This window comes from Streptosporangium sp. NPDC048047, assembly GCF_040653115.1.
GTDB lineage: Bacteria > Actinomycetota > Actinomycetes > Streptosporangiales > Streptosporangiaceae > Streptosporangium.
Window position 1 is genome coordinate 130439 of record NZ_JBEZNH010000008.1, and the last position, 16643, is coordinate 147081.

The 16643-nt window shown below is 69.8% G+C and carries 15 protein-coding genes and 4 pseudogenes; 4 read left to right on the plus strand and 15 right to left on the minus strand.

The features are described 5' to 3' along the window. The first annotated feature begins 170 nt into the window (after window positions 1–170). On the plus strand, window positions 171–809 hold the full coding sequence (locus AB0D67_RS09985; protein WP_357705956.1) for a response regulator transcription factor: 639 nt from the start codon (window positions 171–173) through the stop codon (window positions 807–809). 118 nt (window positions 810–927) lie between these two features. On the opposite strand, the pseudogene AB0D67_RS09990 reads toward AB0D67_RS09985, so the two are convergent. The 3 genes and pseudogenes from AB0D67_RS09990 to AB0D67_RS10000 all read right to left on the minus strand — a co-directional run. Next, window positions 928–2013 (minus strand): annotated as a pseudogene (locus AB0D67_RS09990) (transposase); the annotation flags it as partial. Next, window positions 1968–2477, minus strand: a complete 510-nt coding sequence (locus tag AB0D67_RS09995; RefSeq protein WP_362932114.1) for a DUF4158 domain-containing protein — start codon at window positions 2475–2477, stop codon at window positions 1968–1970. The gene AB0D67_RS09995 and the pseudogene AB0D67_RS09990, both read right to left, overlap by 46 nt. A gap of 140 nt (window positions 2478–2617) precedes the next feature. Further along, window positions 2618–3161: pseudogene (locus AB0D67_RS10000) on the minus strand (Tn3 family transposase); the annotation flags it as partial. A 451-nt stretch (window positions 3162–3612) separates the two neighbouring features. Here AB0D67_RS10000 and AB0D67_RS10005 point away from each other — a divergent pair. Then, a pseudogene (locus tag AB0D67_RS10005) lies at window positions 3613–3699 on the plus strand (transposase); the annotation flags it as partial. Window positions 3700–3941: 242 nt separating this feature from the next. On the opposite strand, the gene AB0D67_RS10010 reads toward AB0D67_RS10005, so the two are convergent. Then, entirely contained in the window at window positions 3942–4931 is a 990-nt protein-coding gene (locus AB0D67_RS10010) for a cation diffusion facilitator family transporter (RefSeq protein ID WP_362931958.1), read from the minus strand. 155 nt (window positions 4932–5086) lie between these two features. Between AB0D67_RS10010 and AB0D67_RS10015 the strand changes: the two genes are divergently transcribed. Beyond that, window positions 5087–5443 (plus strand): metalloregulator ArsR/SmtB family transcription factor, encoded by a 357-nt coding sequence (locus AB0D67_RS10015; protein WP_362931960.1) that lies wholly within the window; start codon window positions 5087–5089, stop codon window positions 5441–5443. A gap of 430 nt (window positions 5444–5873) precedes the next feature. Here the strand turns inward: AB0D67_RS10015 and AB0D67_RS10020 are convergent, their stop codons facing one another. After that, entirely contained in the window at window positions 5874–6299 is a 426-nt protein-coding gene (locus tag AB0D67_RS10020) for a hypothetical protein (protein WP_362931962.1), read from the minus strand. Between the two features lie 65 nt (window positions 6300–6364). Next, window positions 6365–7807 carry an MFS transporter gene (locus AB0D67_RS10025; RefSeq protein ID WP_362931964.1) on the minus strand — a complete coding sequence of 481 codons (1443 nt, stop codon included), beginning with the start codon at window positions 7805–7807 and terminating at the stop codon, window positions 6365–6367. Window positions 7808–7954: 147 nt separating this feature from the next. Here AB0D67_RS10025 and AB0D67_RS10030 point away from each other — a divergent pair, with 147 nt between their 5' ends. Then, window positions 7955–8557 (plus strand): TetR/AcrR family transcriptional regulator, encoded by a 603-nt coding sequence (locus AB0D67_RS10030; protein ID WP_362931966.1) that lies wholly within the window; start codon window positions 7955–7957, stop codon window positions 8555–8557. A 541-nt stretch (window positions 8558–9098) separates the two neighbouring features. Here the strand turns inward: AB0D67_RS10030 and AB0D67_RS10035 are convergent. From AB0D67_RS10035 to AB0D67_RS10075, 9 genes and pseudogenes are all read right to left on the minus strand, one after another. Further along, window positions 9099–9347 carry a hypothetical protein gene (locus AB0D67_RS10035; RefSeq protein WP_362932130.1) on the minus strand — a complete coding sequence of 83 codons (249 nt, stop codon included), beginning with the start codon at window positions 9345–9347 and terminating at the stop codon, window positions 9099–9101. 175 nt (window positions 9348–9522) lie between these two features. Next, window positions 9523–9987, minus strand: a pseudogene (locus AB0D67_RS10040) (SAM-dependent methyltransferase); the annotation flags it as partial. A gap of 34 nt (window positions 9988–10021) precedes the next feature. Next, window positions 10022–11485 (minus strand): FAD-dependent monooxygenase, encoded by a 1464-nt coding sequence (locus AB0D67_RS10045; protein ID WP_362931968.1) that lies wholly within the window; start codon window positions 11483–11485, stop codon window positions 10022–10024. Between the two features lie 166 nt (window positions 11486–11651). After that, a complete protein-coding gene (locus AB0D67_RS10050) occupies window positions 11652–12050 on the minus strand; it encodes a hypothetical protein (protein WP_362931970.1) in 399 nt (132 codons plus the stop codon). Continuing rightward, window positions 12047–12790: an NAD(P)H-binding protein gene (locus AB0D67_RS10055; RefSeq protein WP_362931972.1), complete on the minus strand. Its 744-nt coding sequence runs from the start codon at window positions 12788–12790 to the stop codon at window positions 12047–12049. Before AB0D67_RS10055 ends, AB0D67_RS10050 begins: the two co-directional genes overlap by 4 nt. A gap of 100 nt (window positions 12791–12890) precedes the next feature. Beyond that, window positions 12891–13781 carry an RNA polymerase sigma-70 factor gene (locus AB0D67_RS10060; protein WP_362931974.1) on the minus strand — a complete coding sequence of 297 codons (891 nt, stop codon included), beginning with the start codon at window positions 13779–13781 and terminating at the stop codon, window positions 12891–12893. A 233-nt stretch (window positions 13782–14014) separates the two neighbouring features. Continuing rightward, window positions 14015–14953: a cyclase family protein gene (locus AB0D67_RS10065; RefSeq protein ID WP_362931977.1), complete on the minus strand. Its 939-nt coding sequence runs from the start codon at window positions 14951–14953 to the stop codon at window positions 14015–14017. A gap of 422 nt (window positions 14954–15375) precedes the next feature. Further along, window positions 15376–16143 (minus strand): class I SAM-dependent methyltransferase, encoded by a 768-nt coding sequence (locus AB0D67_RS10070; RefSeq protein ID WP_362931979.1) that lies wholly within the window; start codon window positions 16141–16143, stop codon window positions 15376–15378. A gap of 140 nt (window positions 16144–16283) precedes the next feature. Then, window positions 16284–16460 carry a hypothetical protein gene (locus AB0D67_RS10075; RefSeq protein WP_362931981.1) on the minus strand — a complete coding sequence of 59 codons (177 nt, stop codon included), beginning with the start codon at window positions 16458–16460 and terminating at the stop codon, window positions 16284–16286. Window positions 16461–16643: the final 183 nt, after the last annotated feature.

Genomic DNA, 16643 nt, shown 5'->3' on the forward strand with positions numbered 1-16643 from the left:
GTTCCGAGAAAGCATCGACGTGGTGCGAGCGGTAGGCGCGAATCGGTCATGATGGACGTGATGACGAGGATCACGAGCATGAGCCGGAGGAAGCGGAGCCGGCGGGTCCGGACAGGACGTCCGCGGACCGGGCCGGGCCTGCTCCGGGTGGGTGCGGCAGGGGGAGGCTCGTGATTCGGGTGCTCATCGCCGACGATCAGGCGCTCCTGCGCGGCAGTTTCCGCCTGCTGATCGACTCGGAGGACGATCTCACCGTGGTCGGAGAGGCGGCCGACGGGCGGGAGGCGGTGGCGCTCGCGCGTACAGAGTCACCCGACGTGGTGCTCATGGACGTCAGAATGCCCGAGATGGACGGCATCACCGCGACCGGGCAGATCGCCGCGGACACTCGGGTCCTCATCCTGACCACGTTCGACCTCGATGAATACGTCTATTCGGCGCTGCGCGCGGGCGCCAGCGGGTTCCTGCTCAAGGACGCGCCTCCGGACGACCTCCTGAAGGGGATCCGAGTGGTGGCCTCGGGTGAGACGCTGCTCGCGCCGACCGTCACCACCCGACTGATCACGGAGTTCGTACAGCGGCCGCCCCAGCAGCCCTTTCACGGGCTCGACACATTGACGGACCGGGAGCGCGAAGTGCTCACCCTCGTGGCCCACGGACTGTCCAACGCCGAGCTCAGCGTGCAGCTCCAGGTGAGTCCCGGGACCGTCAAGACGCATATCGGCCGTCTGCTGGCCAAGCTCAACGCCCGCGACCGCGCCCAGCTCGTCATCGCCGCCTACGAGGCCCGCCTGGTCACGCCGCGTTAGCCGACCGCGCGCCGTGACCGCCGGCGGCGTCAGCGCTCCACCACGCCGGCCCGCACACCGGGCATGCGAGGAAGGCATCGGGACCAGGACGCATGTCGTGGCCCGCGAGCCCGGGCATCTACACCCCCTCCTCGTTCACGCCGCCACCATCGGGGAGGTCCGGGATCTCGCCGAGCTGCCGCAGTCCTTCGGCCGGGGCGGAGGAGGAGATGGAGTAGCGGCCCAGGACGTTGAGGTGGGCGTGGCCCAGCGGGGACAGCCGGGCAGCGTCCTCATCCTTGACCGGGACGCCTTCGGCGTGCAGCCGGTCCACCGCGGCCGACAGATACTTCGAGTTCCACAGCGCGACCGCGTTGACGACCAGCCCCAACGCGGCTAGTTGGTCTTCTTGTCCTTCACGGTACGCCTTGCGGATCTGCCCGTTGCTGCCGTGGCAGATCTTACGGGCGAGCCGGTGCCGGGACTCCTGGACGGTGAGCTGCTTGTTCAGCTTGCGGCGGTAGGTGTCGTCGATCGGGTCCAAGTTGGAAAGCAGGTGCAACGTCTTGTCGATCCGGCCGTACTCGGCGAACGCCTGCCCCAGCGGCGTCGGACGCCCGCTGCGGGCGAACATGCGCAGCAGGTCGTAGGCGCGGACCTGGTTGGTCACCAGCGACCCGGCAACCCGGGTCATATCCGACCACTGGGTGCAGATCTTCTGCCGGGTTATCTTGTTACGGGCGATCGCCTCCAACGGCCCGTAGTCGCCCGGGGTGTTGCTGCCGGGCACCTCCGAGCGCCAGAACCGCTGATCGCCCAGGTCGGCGAAGCGGGGCGCGAACCGGTAGCCGAGCATGGAGAAGATGCCGAATACTGTGTCCGAATCGGACGCCTGGTCGGTCGTGACGACCTCGGGCTGCGGACCGGCGTCGATGTTGATCAGGGTGTCGAGGATGTACAGCGAATCGCGCGGCGTCCCGGGCCCGACCATCTGCCCGATCCCCATCACTTGATCATTGACTGCGTTCAAGAGCGTCAGGCCGCGTTTGTAGCCGAAGTACTTCGGCGAGGGGGCGGCGTTGATCGTCTGGACCGGGACGACGAACCGCAGCCCGTCGACCGAGGCCAGCAGCCCGCCGCCCCACAGCGCCACGATCGGCACGCCGCGCTGGGCCTCGATCAGGATCGCGTTCGCCGCGGCGTGCGTCTCGGCCCGCACGTAGTTCTGGTCCCCTCGGCATGCGTCCACGCCCGACCATGCAGGAACGTCCGGAACCGCCTCGCCAGCACCCGCCCCTCCCACGGCTCGTGATCATCAAAGTCGCGGTAACCGTAAGCGTCCCGGATCATCCACGCGTGCTCATACGCCGTCTTCAGCCGCTCCCCGTACCTCTTCACCTGCGACGGATCGCCGATTCCCAACTGCGCGGCCAGATAGTCCACCACCGGCCACGGCACCGCCAGCGGATCCTCTAGGAACAGCCCCTTGTACCGGACCGTCCCGATCTGAACGGCCACGCCCAGGCGATGCGAGTCCTGGCGTGACTTCGCAATCACGTCCCGATCGAACGCGTCCAGGAAGAAGAACTTCTCCAGGTCCGACGGTGACGGCAGCTCATCGAGCGCCGTATACGCCCTGACCTGGTCATCAGACAAAACCCCACCAGCATGGGCGACAACAGTAGACATGTCACTGATCACCGTCAAAGCGACGATCGCGCCAGATGCCCGGATCTCGAAGCTGGCCCGATCACACACCGAAGCCGGACGTCACACTTCGAGCAAGATCATTCTCGGCGCCAATGGCTGTTCCTGGGTTCCTCAACCCCGGACTCCTGCACCGTGAGCTGACGGTTCATCTGCCGCCGGTAGGGGTCGTCCAAAGGATCGACCACCCGCAGCAGGTGCGGCGTCTTGGCGATCCGCCCGTACTCCGCGAACGCAGTGCCCAGCGGCGTCGGCCGCCCCGCGCGGCCGAACATCCGCAGCAGGTCGTAGGCGCGCACCTGAACGGTCACCAGGGAGCCGGCCACCCACAGCATGTCCGGCCAGTGCATCGTCACCTTGGGCGAGGTTGACCCGGTTACGGGCCAGCGGCTCCAGCACCCCGTAGTCGCCACCCGCTGACCCGGGCAGTCCGGCCCGCCAGAACCGCTGGTCGGCCAGGTCCCGGAAGCGGAGCGAGAAGTTGTAGCCGAGCAGTGAGAACAGCCCGAACACCATGTCGGAGTAAGAGGCGTTGTCGGTGGCCACCATCTCCGGCCGCACCCCGGCGTCCAGATTCAGCAGGGTGTCCAGGACGTGCAGCGAATCGCGCGGAGTGCCCGGAACCACCATCTGCCCGATCCCGGCGACCTGGTCATTCACGGCGTTGCCCCGGCGACCCTCCCGGCACGGAGTCGACCGGCATCGCTTCCAGTGGACTGTTCTACGAAGCGACGGGCGCTGGGTGCCGCCTTCCGCCTCCTCAAGGCCAGCGGGACACCGGCCTCCCCGGCGAATGATTTCGTTTCATTCAAGCAATATTTCTATTCGTTACGCAACGAAACGAAATATGAAGCAAGGGATTCCATGAAGCAGGGTTGCGATAAGCTCCATTATCGCAACCCTGGATATCCGGGTATGGGCGCTTCGACTGTCCTTGTTGTCCTCGCCCGGTGAAGGTGGCGCCGCCTCAGTGAAAGTGGCGCGGGCACGATGCAACTCTGCATCGGGATGTCGGTGGTACCGCGTGGCCGGCCCAGCAGATCGAGCACGGCGATCCGGATCTGTTGCGATCCATGGTGAAGACCGTGGCCGAGACGTTGATGTCGGCCGAGGCCGATGGCCTGTGCGGCGCCGGCGGCGGGCCGAGCAGGCACTGATCAGCGTGATGGCCACCAGCTACCTGCTCGGGGTCTCCACCCGCCGCGGCCAGCCCGACGGCCAGCACCCCGCGGGAGGAGAAACGATCCAGCAGGAACGCACCCACACCAGCGCCGTCAGCCCGAAGAGCGCCAGCGCCATCGCGGCGAGCCGCGGCCCGGCCAGTACCGCCAAGAAGGACAACGCATAAGCGCCGAGCGCGTTCAGGATCCGCACCCACACCAGTGCTCTGGGCTTTCCGGTGCCGTCCCTGGCCGGGTGCGGGGCGAACGCGCAGCCGTGCCCGGGCTAGCGGTGCGCCAGCAAAACGGCGTGATGCTCAGCCGCGGCCGGGCCGTCGGGATCGGCGTGCACGGTGGCGGCCTTCAGCCTCGGCACGTCATGAATGAGCCGGTGCTCGGCCTCCACGGCCACGGCGTGCGCCTCGATCAGGGACAGCCGGTGATCGACCTGGATGTCCACCTCGGCGCGCAGGACATGGCCGATCCAGCGCAGCCGTACCGAGCCCACCCGCCGGACGCCGGGTATCGCGGCGAGGGTCTGTTCGGCCTGCTCGACCAGCTTCGGGTCGACGGCGTCCATCAGCCGGTGGTAGATCTCGCGGGCGGCGTCGCGCAGCACGAACACGATGGCGACGGTGATCAGCAGCCCCACGATCGGGTCGGCGACGGGGAAGCCCAGCGCGGCGCCTCCTGCGCCGGCGAGTACGGCCAGTGAGGTGAAGCCGTCGGTGCGGGCGTGCAGGCCATCGGCCACCAGGGCGGCCGAGCCGATCTGGCGGCCGACCTTGATCCGGTAGCGGGCCACGAGCTCGTTGCCCAGGAAGCCGACGAATCCGGCGGCGGCCACCCAGGCCAGGGCCCGCACGTCCTGCGGATCGAGGAGGCGCTTGACCGCCTCGTAGCCCGCCAGCGCGGCTGACAGTGCGATCAGCAGCACGATGACGATGCCCGCCAGGTCCTCGGCCCGGCCGTAGCCGTAGGTGAAGCGGCGGGTGGCCGCGCGCCGGCCGACCGAGAAGGCGATCGCCAGCGGGATCGCGGTCAGCGCGTCGGCGAAGTTGTGCAGGGTGTCGCCCAGCAGGGCCACCGAGCCGGAGAAGGCGACGATGACCGCCTGCGCCACAGCGGTGATCATGAGTGCGGCGAAGGAGATGGCCAGCACCCGCATGCCGCGGCTGCTGGACTCCAGGGCCGCGTCGGTCTTGTCCGCGCTGTCGTGACTGTGCGGGGTGAAGGCATGGCCGGCCGCGGAGACCAGGCGCCTGAACCCGCGCACGCCCTCATCCCCATGTCCGTGCCCGTGGCCATGTCCGTGTCCGTGTCCGTGGCCGTGATGATCGGCGTGGTCGTGCTGGTTGTGCGGGGGGATCGGGTCGGCCACGGTGCGCACCTCGCTTGCATGAGACGTGTTCGGCCGGATTATATGTAGTCATGTATGCACGCGACAACGAAGCAGGTGCCAACCCGTTGCAGGAGCAACCGACCGGCGCGCAGGTGGAGACGGCGGTCGAGGCGTTCCGCATGCTCAGCGACGGCACCCGGCTGCGCCTGATGTGGCTGCTGTCGGGCGGCGAGTACGACGTCACCTCGCTGGCCGCCATGACCGGCGTGGCCCGCCCGTCGGTCTCCCAGCACCTGGCCAAGCTGCGCATGGGCGGGCTGGTGCGGACCCGCCGCGACGGACGCCGCGTGCTGTACCGCGCACGCGACGCCCATGTCCGCTCCCTCATCGCCGAGGCCCTCTTTCATGCCGATCACGAGGTCTCGGGCCTGCCACGGCATGACTGAGCAGGGTGTCGGGGTCCATCCGCGTCCAGCGCGTCGCCTCGGCCTCGCCAGGATCCTTGATCTCCTCGGGTTCGGGGACCGGAGGCCGCTCCAGCAGATCGTGGCTGGCGCAGTAGGCGTCGTCGCAGACGGTGGCGTGGTAGCGGGCGGGGTCATCGGGGAAGATCGCGTCGATGCAGCGGCCCGGCGGGCTGGTCCTGGCCAGCCCGCCGGCGACCACGGTGACCGCGGCGAGCGACGCAGGTCTTGGTCGTGGGGATACCCGTCATCCCTCGCACAGCCCGGCGGGCGCGGCGAGCGGGAGGTTTGCACACCTCGTTGATGCACGCGGTGCGGACCTCGGCCATACCCGAGCGGGCCAGACGCACCGCCCGGATCGCTTCAGCGACTCCGTCGGCGTGAGTGCGGACGGGGCCGTCACGGAGGCGACTCAGAGCAGCTGCGCCCGCACGAAGCCGAGGAGCAGGACGGCGAAGCCGCCGGTCTCGGCGACGATCAATGCGATCATGAATGCGGCGGTGCCACGGACCGGATCACGAAACTGGTTGTCGGTGTCGCGGCGCCGGCCGTGATAGACGTATGCGCTGATCGCACCTACGAAGAACAGCACGATCGCCCCGGCGGACAGCAGGTTCACGATCGTGTTCCAGCCGCTGAACTGGACGAAGGCGGCGACCAGCAGGGTGGCGAACGAGTAGAGCAGGGCGGCGCGATGCGCCATGCCCACGTAGGGATGGGCCAGGTGATCCTCGGACCGGGCCATCTGCCGGTATTTCCACCCGCCCAGCACCAACGCCCACAAGAAGATCAGCCCGGCGGCCAGCAGGACGAGTTCGGTATCGGCACCCAGTTCCATCTGTGTTCCTCCCAGGGTTTGCGGAATCGCGGTGGAGATCGGCGTCGGCGCTGTGTCCGGTGATCTCAGTGGGCGTGGTGGAGGCCGCTGATCTCCGGCTTGCCCGGGGGGACCAGTGCCAGGGCGAGGACGGCCGCCGCGGCGGCGGCGACGGCCGTGGCGGTGTAGGCGCCGGTGAACCCGCCGATGGAGGGCAGGCCGGTGAGCCCCGCCGCAGCGAGGGAGGAGGCCGTCGCGACACCGATGGCGCCTCCCAGCTCATGGAAGGTATTGATCACGCCGGAGGCGAGCCCTTCCTCACCGTGATCGACGTGGGCCAGCGCGGAGGTGGTGGCGGCGACGAAGACCGGGCCGACTCCGGCCGCGGCGATGACGATCCCGGGCAGCAGGCCGGTGTAGACGCTGCCGTCCGCCGAAAGCCGGGCGAGCAGCCCGGTGCCGGCCGCGACCAGGGCGAGGCCGGTGGCGGCGACCGGCCGGATGCCGACGCCGCCGACGAGACGGCCGGCCAGGTGCGCCCCGGCCCCGGTGGCCAGCGCGGCGGGCAGGAACAGCAGCCCGGTCTCCAGCGCGCCGAGGTGGCGCAGGTGCTGCAGGTAGAGCGAGCCGAGGAAGAACAGGGAGATCAGCAGGCCGGAGCCGGTGAGCATCAGGAACGCGCCCGCGGCCACGGGGCGGCGGACCAGCATGCCCACGTGCATCAGCGGGGAACGCACCGTCCGTTCGATGCCGGCGAACACCGCGTACAGCAGGGCGGCGGCGGCCAGCGGCACCAGGGTCGCCGCGGAGCCCCAGCCGTCGTCCCCGGCGGTGACCAGCCCGTAGATGAGCGAGCCGGTGGCGGCGGTGACGGCCAGGGCCCCGAGAAGGTCGACACGCCGCCGGTCCCGGTGCGGCCGGAGGGCGGCGGGGACGGTTGCCGGGAGGGTGGCCAGCACCGCGGTGCCGACCGGCACGTTGACGAAGAACGCCCATCGCCAGCCGGGACCCGCGGTGAGTATCCCGCCGAGCAACACCCCGGCCGCGAAGCCGATGCCTCCGAGCCCCGCCCACACGCCGAGCGCCTTGTTGCGCTCGGCGCCGTGGAAGGTCGTGGTGACGGTCGACAGCGCCGCCGGAGACAGCAGAGCCGCCCCGATGCCCTGTGCGATGCGTCCGCCGATCAGCAGCACCTCGTTCTGGGCGAGTCCGGTGCCCAGCGAGGCGAGGGTGAAGACCGTCAGGCCGATCAGCATCATCCGGCGGGCTCCGAACAGGTCGGCGAGTCGCCCGCCGAGCAGCATCGACCCGCCGAAGAACAGGGTGTAGGCGGTGATCACCCAGGTCAGCGCGGTGCGGTCCAGCCGCAGATCGACGCCTATCTCGGGCAGAGCGACGTTCACCACGGTCACATCGAGGATCAGCATGAACTGGGCCACTCCGATCAGCGCGAGCGCCGCCCAGCGGCGCGGATGCGGCGGGGCCTGGGGCTTCGGCGGACTGTGCGGCGCATGCGAGGGATGAGACATCGGGCACTCCGTTTCCGGCATCGAGGGGTGGGCGGCGACGCCGGTGACCCCGCCGACATAAGTCGTACATGTATGTACGACTTTCAAGATACCGGGTACGGGTAACAAGTCAAACAGGGGTGTTCGACTACCTTCTATGCTTCGGACATGGCGCACACCACAGACCACGGGGATCGGAAGGCCGGGACGCGTAAGAGGGCCGATGCCGAGCGCAACATCGCGGCGATCGTCACCGCCGCCACCGAGTCCTTCGCCCGTGACCCGGACGCCAGCATGGCCGACATCGCCAGGGCCGCCGGTCTGGGGCGGGTCACCCTGTACGCGCACTTCCCATCGAGGGAACAGCTGCTGAGGACCGTGCTCGCGGAGACGATCGCCGAGAGCATCGGCGTCATCGAGGCCGCCTCACCCGATGAAGGGCCGCCCGCCGAGGCGCTGGCCCGGGTGATCCGGTCCTGCTGGCCGCTGCTCAGCCGGTTCGGCAGCCTGCATGCCGCCGCGCGGCGCACCCTGCCCGCCGACGAAGTGCGCCGCCGCCACGACCAGCCGATGACCCATGTCGGACGACTCATCGCCCGCGGCCGGGTGGAAGGGGCCTTCCGCACCGACCTGCCGGTCGAGTGGCTGGTCACCACCGTCTACACACTTCTGCACGCGGCCGCCGACGAGGCGGCGGCCGGGCGGCTGGACACAGACGCCGTCGGTGAGATCCTCGAAAAGACCCTGCTGGCCGCGTTCAAGCCCCAGTAACAGGACGTTTCAAAATGAAGGCGGCGTGTCGGCTGACAGCCTGTCTGGGCGGAGTCAGCCCGGCACCCTCCCCCGACCTTGTTCCAGACGCTCCATGGAACCGCGTGCCCCCTTTTGCCGCCACCCCGTCCGCCGCGTCGCCATCGTCATCCGGGCCAACAGCCTGTCGATGACCGCACGGCCTGCGATGGAGGGGTCCGGGGTGATGTTCGAATCGGACCGGAGCCGCCGGTGGGCGCGCAGGGCCATGCCGCTCACCGAGTACGCGCCCCCGTCACCGCTGTCGGCGGTGACGGCGTCCGTGGTGCCGCACGCACATGCCGTGCACACTCAACCCTCCTTTTTATACCCCTAGTGGGTATATTTGTCGCCCAGGAAGTCAACCTACCCCCTAGGGTGTGTCAGCTCTCAAGGAGCGGATGCCGGCCGGGCCTTGGTGGAGGCCGGCGGAGGCCGGCGCCCTTCAGAGCCGATGGATCTCGAGTGTGTACGTGCGCACCGCGCATGCCCGATGGCCGCGGGGTGGCACGTCGGGGGCCTTTCAGCGAGGTTCCGGGAGGTGTGCCGTGGCCAGCCGGCCGCGGCCGGCGGCGGCGCGGGCGGGATCGAACGCGGGTGGAACCGGGCGTTTGCAGGCGGCCGCGGCCTCGGCGATGTCCGTCACGGCGGGCTGCCAGCCGCGGCGGGTGAGCCAGGCATCGAGGTTCTCGGTGGGGCCGCCGCGCCACAGGTCGACGAGCTCGGCGGAGATGTCCGCGCGGGCGCTGCGGAGCAGCTCGGAGTCCTTCATGTGATCCAGGGCGAGCATGCTCGCCGGGGCGGAGAGGGTGGTGATCCGGTCGAGGAGCAGGTCGGCGGCTTCGGGCGGAAGCGCGTACAGGATGCCCTCGGCCAGCCAGCCAGCCAGCCAGCCAGCCGGCCGGCCGCCCCGGGTCGAAGCCGGACGCCGTCAGCGCGCGCGGCCAGTCTTGGCGCAGGTCGGTGGCGACCTCGACGCGGTGGCACGCGGCGGTCGCGCCGCGGCCGTCGAGTACGGCAGCCTTGAATGCGAGCACGTCGGCGAAGTCCAGCTCGAAGACCTTGGTGCCGGGCGGCCAGGCGAGTCTGAACGCGCGGGCATCCATGCCGCACGCCAGCAGGACCACCTGCTCGCATCCTCGTTCGGCGGCTTCCAGTAGCGCGCGATCGAGGAACCGGGTGCGGACGGCGACCTGCTCGGCCATGACCTGCAGGAAACGTGCGGTCGCCGGAGAGGCCCCGGTGGCCCAAGGGCTGAACGCCGGATCGACGGCCTGGAGGAAGTGCCGTGCGCAGGGGTCATCGAACAGCCTGTCCGGTCGGCTGCTCTCCTGGGCTCGCAGGAGAGCCACACCCAAGGCGGTCGCGCCGATTCCGGCCAGGCTTTCAGGGACGGTCGGTTCTTGCGTCACGGGGTTGTCCGGCTCCTCATCTCGGCAGGCGGTGTCACGGACGGGCGCCCAGGGCGCGGAAGTAGTCGCTCACGGGTGCGAAGTCGACGCTGTCGCCGCGGAAGCCCACGTACTTGTCCGGGCGGATCAGGTACAGGCTGGGGCGGCGCACGCCGTAGCGGTTGTGCGCCTCGCTGCGCAGGTCGGCGAAGACTCCGTCCATGGGCTCGTACGGCAGGTGGCCGCGGGTGATGACATGGACCTCGCCGTGCCCGGCCATCGCCTCGTGTGCGGAGACATGCCAGGCGGCCAGGGTGGCGGAGTCCGTCGTGTCCGCCGCGAACAGGACGAGGCGATGGCCCGGCGCCCGGAGGATGCGACGGAGCGCCACCGGCCCCTCACGGTTCTCAACGTAGACGTCCCGCACCAGCTCGCCGGCTTCCGGTCCGGTACGGGCGACGTCATTCCATGCCCTGGCCTGCGACTCGTGCCAGCGTTCGAAGACGAGGTCACTGTCGCGATAGTGGACGAGGTGTTCGCCGAAGGCGTTCGACAGCCGCTGCTGCACGGGATTGAGCCGGCCGAACAGGCGCAGCGCGTGCCGCCTGGCTCTGCGGGCGACCAGTGTGCTGCCGGTGGCGGCCTTCGTGGTGGTCGAGGTCGCGTCGACCACGGCCTTGACCACGGGCCGGCGTTCGGCCTCGTGGCTGTCCAGGAGGGACTCCTCGGCGCGCCCGGTGACGACGAGTGCGAGTTTCCAGCCCAGGTTGTAGGCGTCCTGCATGCCGGTGTTCATGCCCTGGCCGCCCACCGGGCTGTGGCTGTGCGCGGCGTCGCCGGCCAGGAGGATCCGGCCCTGGCGAAGCCGGTCGGCCGGGCTCTCGCGGGCCACGAACGACGAACTCCACTGCAGATCGCGTGCGCGGGAGTCCAGGGGTGTGCGTTCGGCGACGTAGGCGGCGAAGTCGTCCAGCCCCGGGGTCTGCGGCGGCCGGTCGTCGGGCGTGCTGGCCAGGATGCGCCAGTAGCCCCCGACCATGGGAAAGACCGCCACGAGGCCGGACTTGCCGGAGTAGACATGGGAGCGGTCCCGCGTGAGCGGCCAGTCCACGGCGACGTCGCCCAGGATGAACCCCCGCTTCAGGTCGGCTCTCTCCCGGGTGATGCCCGCCGTCTCGCGCACGGCGCTGTGGGCGCCGTCGGCGCCGATCAGCCACCCGGTTTCGCACTGTTCGCCGCGACCGTCCTCGTGGCCGAGTTCCACGCTGACGCCATGCTCACCGGCTTGCTGTCCGACCAGGCGGGTGCCCCATTCGATGGTGACTCCGAGTTCCTCGGCGCGCTCGCGCAGCAGCGCGACCGTCTGCCACTGCGGGATGCACAGGTCCAGCGGGAACGGGGAGTCCACGGCCGTCACGTCCATCTCGGCCAGGGCCGTCGTGCCCTGGCAGAAGGTCAGCGTGTGCAGCGGGACGCCTCGCTCCCACGCCGTGGCACCCGTGCTGCTGGCGGTGGTCACCGGAACAACCGTGGCCTTGTTGCTCGCGGCCTCCTGAGCGAAGAGCGCGGTGACGGCACCGCTTCATCGCCTGAGCCGTATGGAACCACCCGCCACCGAATCCGCCGGCGGCGAGTCCGGGGAGCGACCAGACAGAACTCGCCGCCCTCGCCGAGAGGTGGAGGAATTATGCCTTTTCGAGCCGGCTGGTGAGCGGAAGCAGCACCAGCGGGATCACGACGGCCGCCGTGAGTGCGACCAGCAACGGCACGCGTTCGCCGGGCGTGAGGTGGTGCAGCAGCCGGAGATGGATCACCAGGTGCGGCGCGGCGAACACCAGGTACACGGCGAGCGCCGTACGGGTCATGCTCCGCCGTACGATGAAAACGCTCACGCCCAGCACCACCGACGTGGCCAGGCTCATCGCGCCGTAGTCCATCATCAGATGCGCGTTGTACGGCATGCGCATCCCCACCCACGGAATCTCGAAGAACGAGCGGGGCGACGACAGCGCCCAGCCTCCCACGGCGAACTGCGCCACGGCGAGGAAGGCCAGGCCGGCACGGAGCCAGGTGCGGGCACTCATGCGGCGAGGAACTGCTCGAAGGTGATCCGTCCGTCAGCATGCTCAGGGGTCAGATGGCCCCCTTCGCGGTAGCCGCGGATGCCGGCCCCGGGCATCGGCACCGACACCACCGGCCGGCGACTGGAGCGCGAGCGGGCATAGGCGCGGGCCAGATCGGTGGCGGGGCGCACCTCGGGCCCGCCCATGTCCGGCACCCGGCCTGCCGGCGGCGCGCCGACCAGCGTGACCAGGCGGTCGGCCACCTCGCCGGCGTCGACGGGCTGGAAGCTGACCCCGCCGGGCATCACGATCATCGGCAGCCACCGCTGGCTCGTGCACATCCAGACGATGAGCTCGTGGAACTGGGTCGTACGCTGGATCGTCCACGGCAGGGCGGAGCGTTCCACGAGCCGCTCGCATGCCAGCTTCGCCCGGTAGTAGGCCATGTCCACCCGGCCGACGCCGACGATGGACACGTACATCAGATGCGGGCGTCCGGCTCGCGCCGCCGCCCGGATGAGGTTGCGCGTGCCGGCGATGTCCGCACGGCCGTTACCGGTCGCGCAGTGGACGATCACACCGACGCCGCCGACCGCTCCCTCCAGGCCCTCGCCGGTGACCAGGTCACCGCGCCACATCCGCTCGTCCGACGACGGTCTGCGGCTCAGCACGCGGACGGCATGACCGGCCGACAGAAGCCGTGGCACGAGCGCGCGGCCCAGCCGGCCGGTACCGCCCGTCACCAGGATCGGGTTCGTCATGAGTGGCAATCCTCCATGGGGAGCGCGATGCCGGTGGTCCGGCCTCGCGCGGCTGTCAGGTCACCGCCTCACGCCGGGTCCCGGCGTTCGCGGTCACCCGTTAGGAACCGGATGGACCTCCGGAATGTGACAACCGCAGCTTGTCGGGGTTGGCGATGATGCGAATCCCGCTGATCCGGCCGTTCGACGTCTCCGGCACCAGTACGCCGACCAGTTCCCCGCCGGCCCGGGCCAGCAGCCCCGGCACGCCGTTCACCTCCGTGGCCGACAACCGCACCCCCTCACCGGCGATGCTCAACGTCCCCACCAAGTAGCGCGCCACCTTGGAGACACCGGAGATGGGCCGCCGGGCGGCGCTGACTCTGCCGCCACCGTCCACCCACACGGTCACGTCCTCGGCCAGCACCTTCTCCAACCCCGGCAGGTCTCCTTGTTCCGCTGCTTTCAGGAAGCTCTCCACCAGGTCGCGGCGGCGGGTCTGGTCCAGGCGGCGATCGGAGCGGCCACGCGCCTCGGTCAGGCGCCGGCGAGCTCGGGCGTACAGCTGCCGGGAGTTCGCCTCGGACGAGTCGATGACCCCGGCCACCTCCCGATGGCTGTAGCCGAAGGCTTCGCGCAGGACGAACACCGCGCGCTCCACCGGGTTGAGCCTTTCCAGCAGCACCAGGAAGGCCAGTGAGACGGACTCCCGCTGCTCGGCGCTGTCCAGCGGGCCCAAAGCGCCGCTCGCGGTCAGCACCGGTTCCGGCAGCCAGAAACCGACATAACTTTCTCGGCGTGCACGAGCGGACGTCAACCGGTTCACACACAGGTTGGTGGCGACCTTGGCCAGCCACGCCCACGGCGACGCGACGGCACTCGCCTGATGCCAACGCAGGAAGGTCTCCTGGACGACGTCCTCGGCCTCCTCAGCCGAACCCAGCATCCGATAGGCCAACCCGAACAGCTTCGAACGATGCCGCTCGAACTCCTCAACCGCATCAACTGTCACGCGCACCAGACTCTCAGCCCCCTTACGGGCCCGGTCGCCTGGAGGCCATGAGGAACAACGATCAACCGGCGGTCACGGCGCGCGGATGATGCGGGCTGCCTTGCCGTTTCCCCGGTGGGCGCGGACGGCACGTCTCCTCCGCCCCGACCGGCACGGCGTGTCCGCACCGGCCATGACCGCGTTCCAGAGGCGGGCCGGGTCCTTCACGGCGTCGCACCCCTCGTGAACCGAGGTCAGAATGTGGCGATCGGGTTGACCGGGCTGCCGGACGTGCCGGCGAAGCGGACCGGCGCGACCGCCAGGTGGAAGTCCCACTGACCGAGCTCGGCGGCCATCGCCGCGCACGCCTCCAGGTCACAGTTGTCGAGCAGCCACAGACCCATCGCGACGAGTCCCACGGCGTGAACCGGCATCAACACGTCGTCGTACCCCGACGGCTGAACCTCCTGGGGAGTGTCGGCGCCGATCAGCGCGACCCCCCGTTCATGCAGCCACGGCAGGCAGGACGCGTGCCAGCCGGCCTGCGTGAAACCGCCGGACTCACCGGCCTCGTGCCGGGCACGGCCACGGCCGGTCCGCAGGAGTACCGCATCACCGGATCGCACCCGCACACCCTGGCGGCGCTCGGCCTCCTCCAGATCCTCGGGGAACACGCCCTGCCCCGGCTCCAGCCACGGCACGTCGCGGACCCTCGCGATGTCCAGCAGGACACCACGCGTGATGATCCCGTTCGCCGCCGCCGTGACGGCTCCCCACGCCGATCCCGTCGCGGCGTCGACCAGCGAGTGCGACCGGCCGTTGTACATCGTGCCGTCCCAGAAGATGTGGCACGGCGAGTCGACGTGGGTGAGGGTGTTGCCGTGGAACGTGATGCCGAGTCGCTCGGACGAGAAACCCCAGCGCCGGTCGTTGCGGAATCCGGGCAGCGGCATGTTCTCGGCACCCGGCATGTCGGCGGCGCACGGGCACGTCGTCGTCGACCGCTCCATCTCCTCCGGTACGGCGACCTCCCACGCGCACGACACGCTCCTGCCGTGGCGTACGGCCCGCGCCGCCTCCAGCCGGACGTCGTCGGTGATGTGGTTCAGCGTGCCGAACTCGTCGTCCTCGCCCCACCGTCCCCAGTTCGACAGCGTGCCGAAGTATCCGAGCACGTCTTCCTGTGTGGGCATCGGCCGCCCCGCCGATCCTGGCATCGGGCTCCTCCCGTCTTGTGGTCCGAGCCGCCGAAGGCGGAGTGTCCCGCCCTCTCCCCCGACGCGCCGAGGCCCGTTGAGCCGGCATGGTACTAGATCAGCGGACCGATCGTCCGCCACGGAGGTGGTGTGTGAGGTCGGCGGCATAGCCGGGCACGGCCGGGCACGGCCGTCAGCACGCCGGTCAGCTTCATCGCCGCGCCGACGGGCTGCACGGGCGCCTGACTACAGCTGATCCCCGTGACGCACACCGAGATCGAGATCACCGCGGATCCGGTGACGTGCCCGCCGAAGCCGCCATCCGTCCGGCCATGCCTGAATGACAGCCCCGAGCTCCTGAAGCCACAGCGAGCCGCGGAGCGGAACGAGACCAGGAGAACGGGCGCGTGGCCATACCGTCAGGGCTCGTCGCGCCGGCGCGCGAGGTGGACGATGATGTCGGCGGTGATCTCCACCGTCTCCGGTAGAACCTTGATGATCCGGCTGAACACCTGTTCGCGCTCCGCGTCCGGTAGGACGAGATAAGCCGAGACGGTCGAGAGATGACCGATGTAGTCGTGAGCGGTCAACGTCAGGCGGCGTTCGATCACAGCCTGCCGGGCATCGGCGAACCACTCGGACCGTCGAAGCTCCGTACCCGGCCACTGCATCTCCGCCTCCGGCGGCGTCCCGTCCGGAGAGGGAACGCCATCATCTGCCAGGAACGGTGATCGTGCCGCGCGGACCGCCTGCCGCACAGCGGGGTCGGCCAATTCGATCGGGCCCCCGAACGAGGCGAACACGCCACCCGGCTCGACCAGCGAAGCCACCCGCGACCATCGGCCCTCCGGGTTCGTCCAGTGCAACGCGGCGGCCGCGTAGACCAAGCCGTACCTCTGGCCCGGCCGAAGGTCCTCGAACGCGGCCTGTACGGTCCTGACGTCCGCCGGCACGTGTCTGCGCAGCTCGGTGAGCATGGCCCCATCGGGATCGGTCGCGGTCACCGCGATCCCTCGTCCGGCGAACAGGCGGGTGGCCTTGCCCGTCCCGGCGCCGATCTCCAGGACGGCCCTGACCGGCCGGGCGGCGTACGTCGTCACCAGGTCGAAGAGCTCCACGGGATATCCCGGCCGGAACCGTTCATAGGCTTCCGCCACCACACCGAAGCTCAGCGCGCGATCAGACATACCGAACATCCAACCGCTACTTTGCGGCTCGCCGTGACTTCAGGGCCTCTGGACCGCCATCGAGCGGATGATCCCCGGTACCGACACGGCCGGCACCCGGGCCTGCCCGGCGGCCGAAGACGCGGCCGGATCCACGGGGCCTATTCCGCGTCCGCCGCCAGTGCCTCGTACAGCCCTTCCAGGACGGTGTGGTCGTCCTCGGTGCCGGTGTGCGGAGCGGCGAACCAGCGCGCGTACCCGGTGATCTCGGGCAGCCAGTGCGCGGCGACCTCACGCGTGATCGCCTCGTCGCTGACGAAGGAAGGGCGGGACAACACAGGTCACGATTCTAGGAAGGACACGGACCCGCATCCATGGGTTTTCGCCGCGCGGCCGACCTGACGCCCACCGCCGCGGCGATGAACAGGGGGTCCGCAACGCTCCGATCCGACAGGCCGGTTCTCCCCGCTCAGCGACACCCGCGCACGGCGGGTTCGCCCTTCCCTGCCTTCACAGCCAGG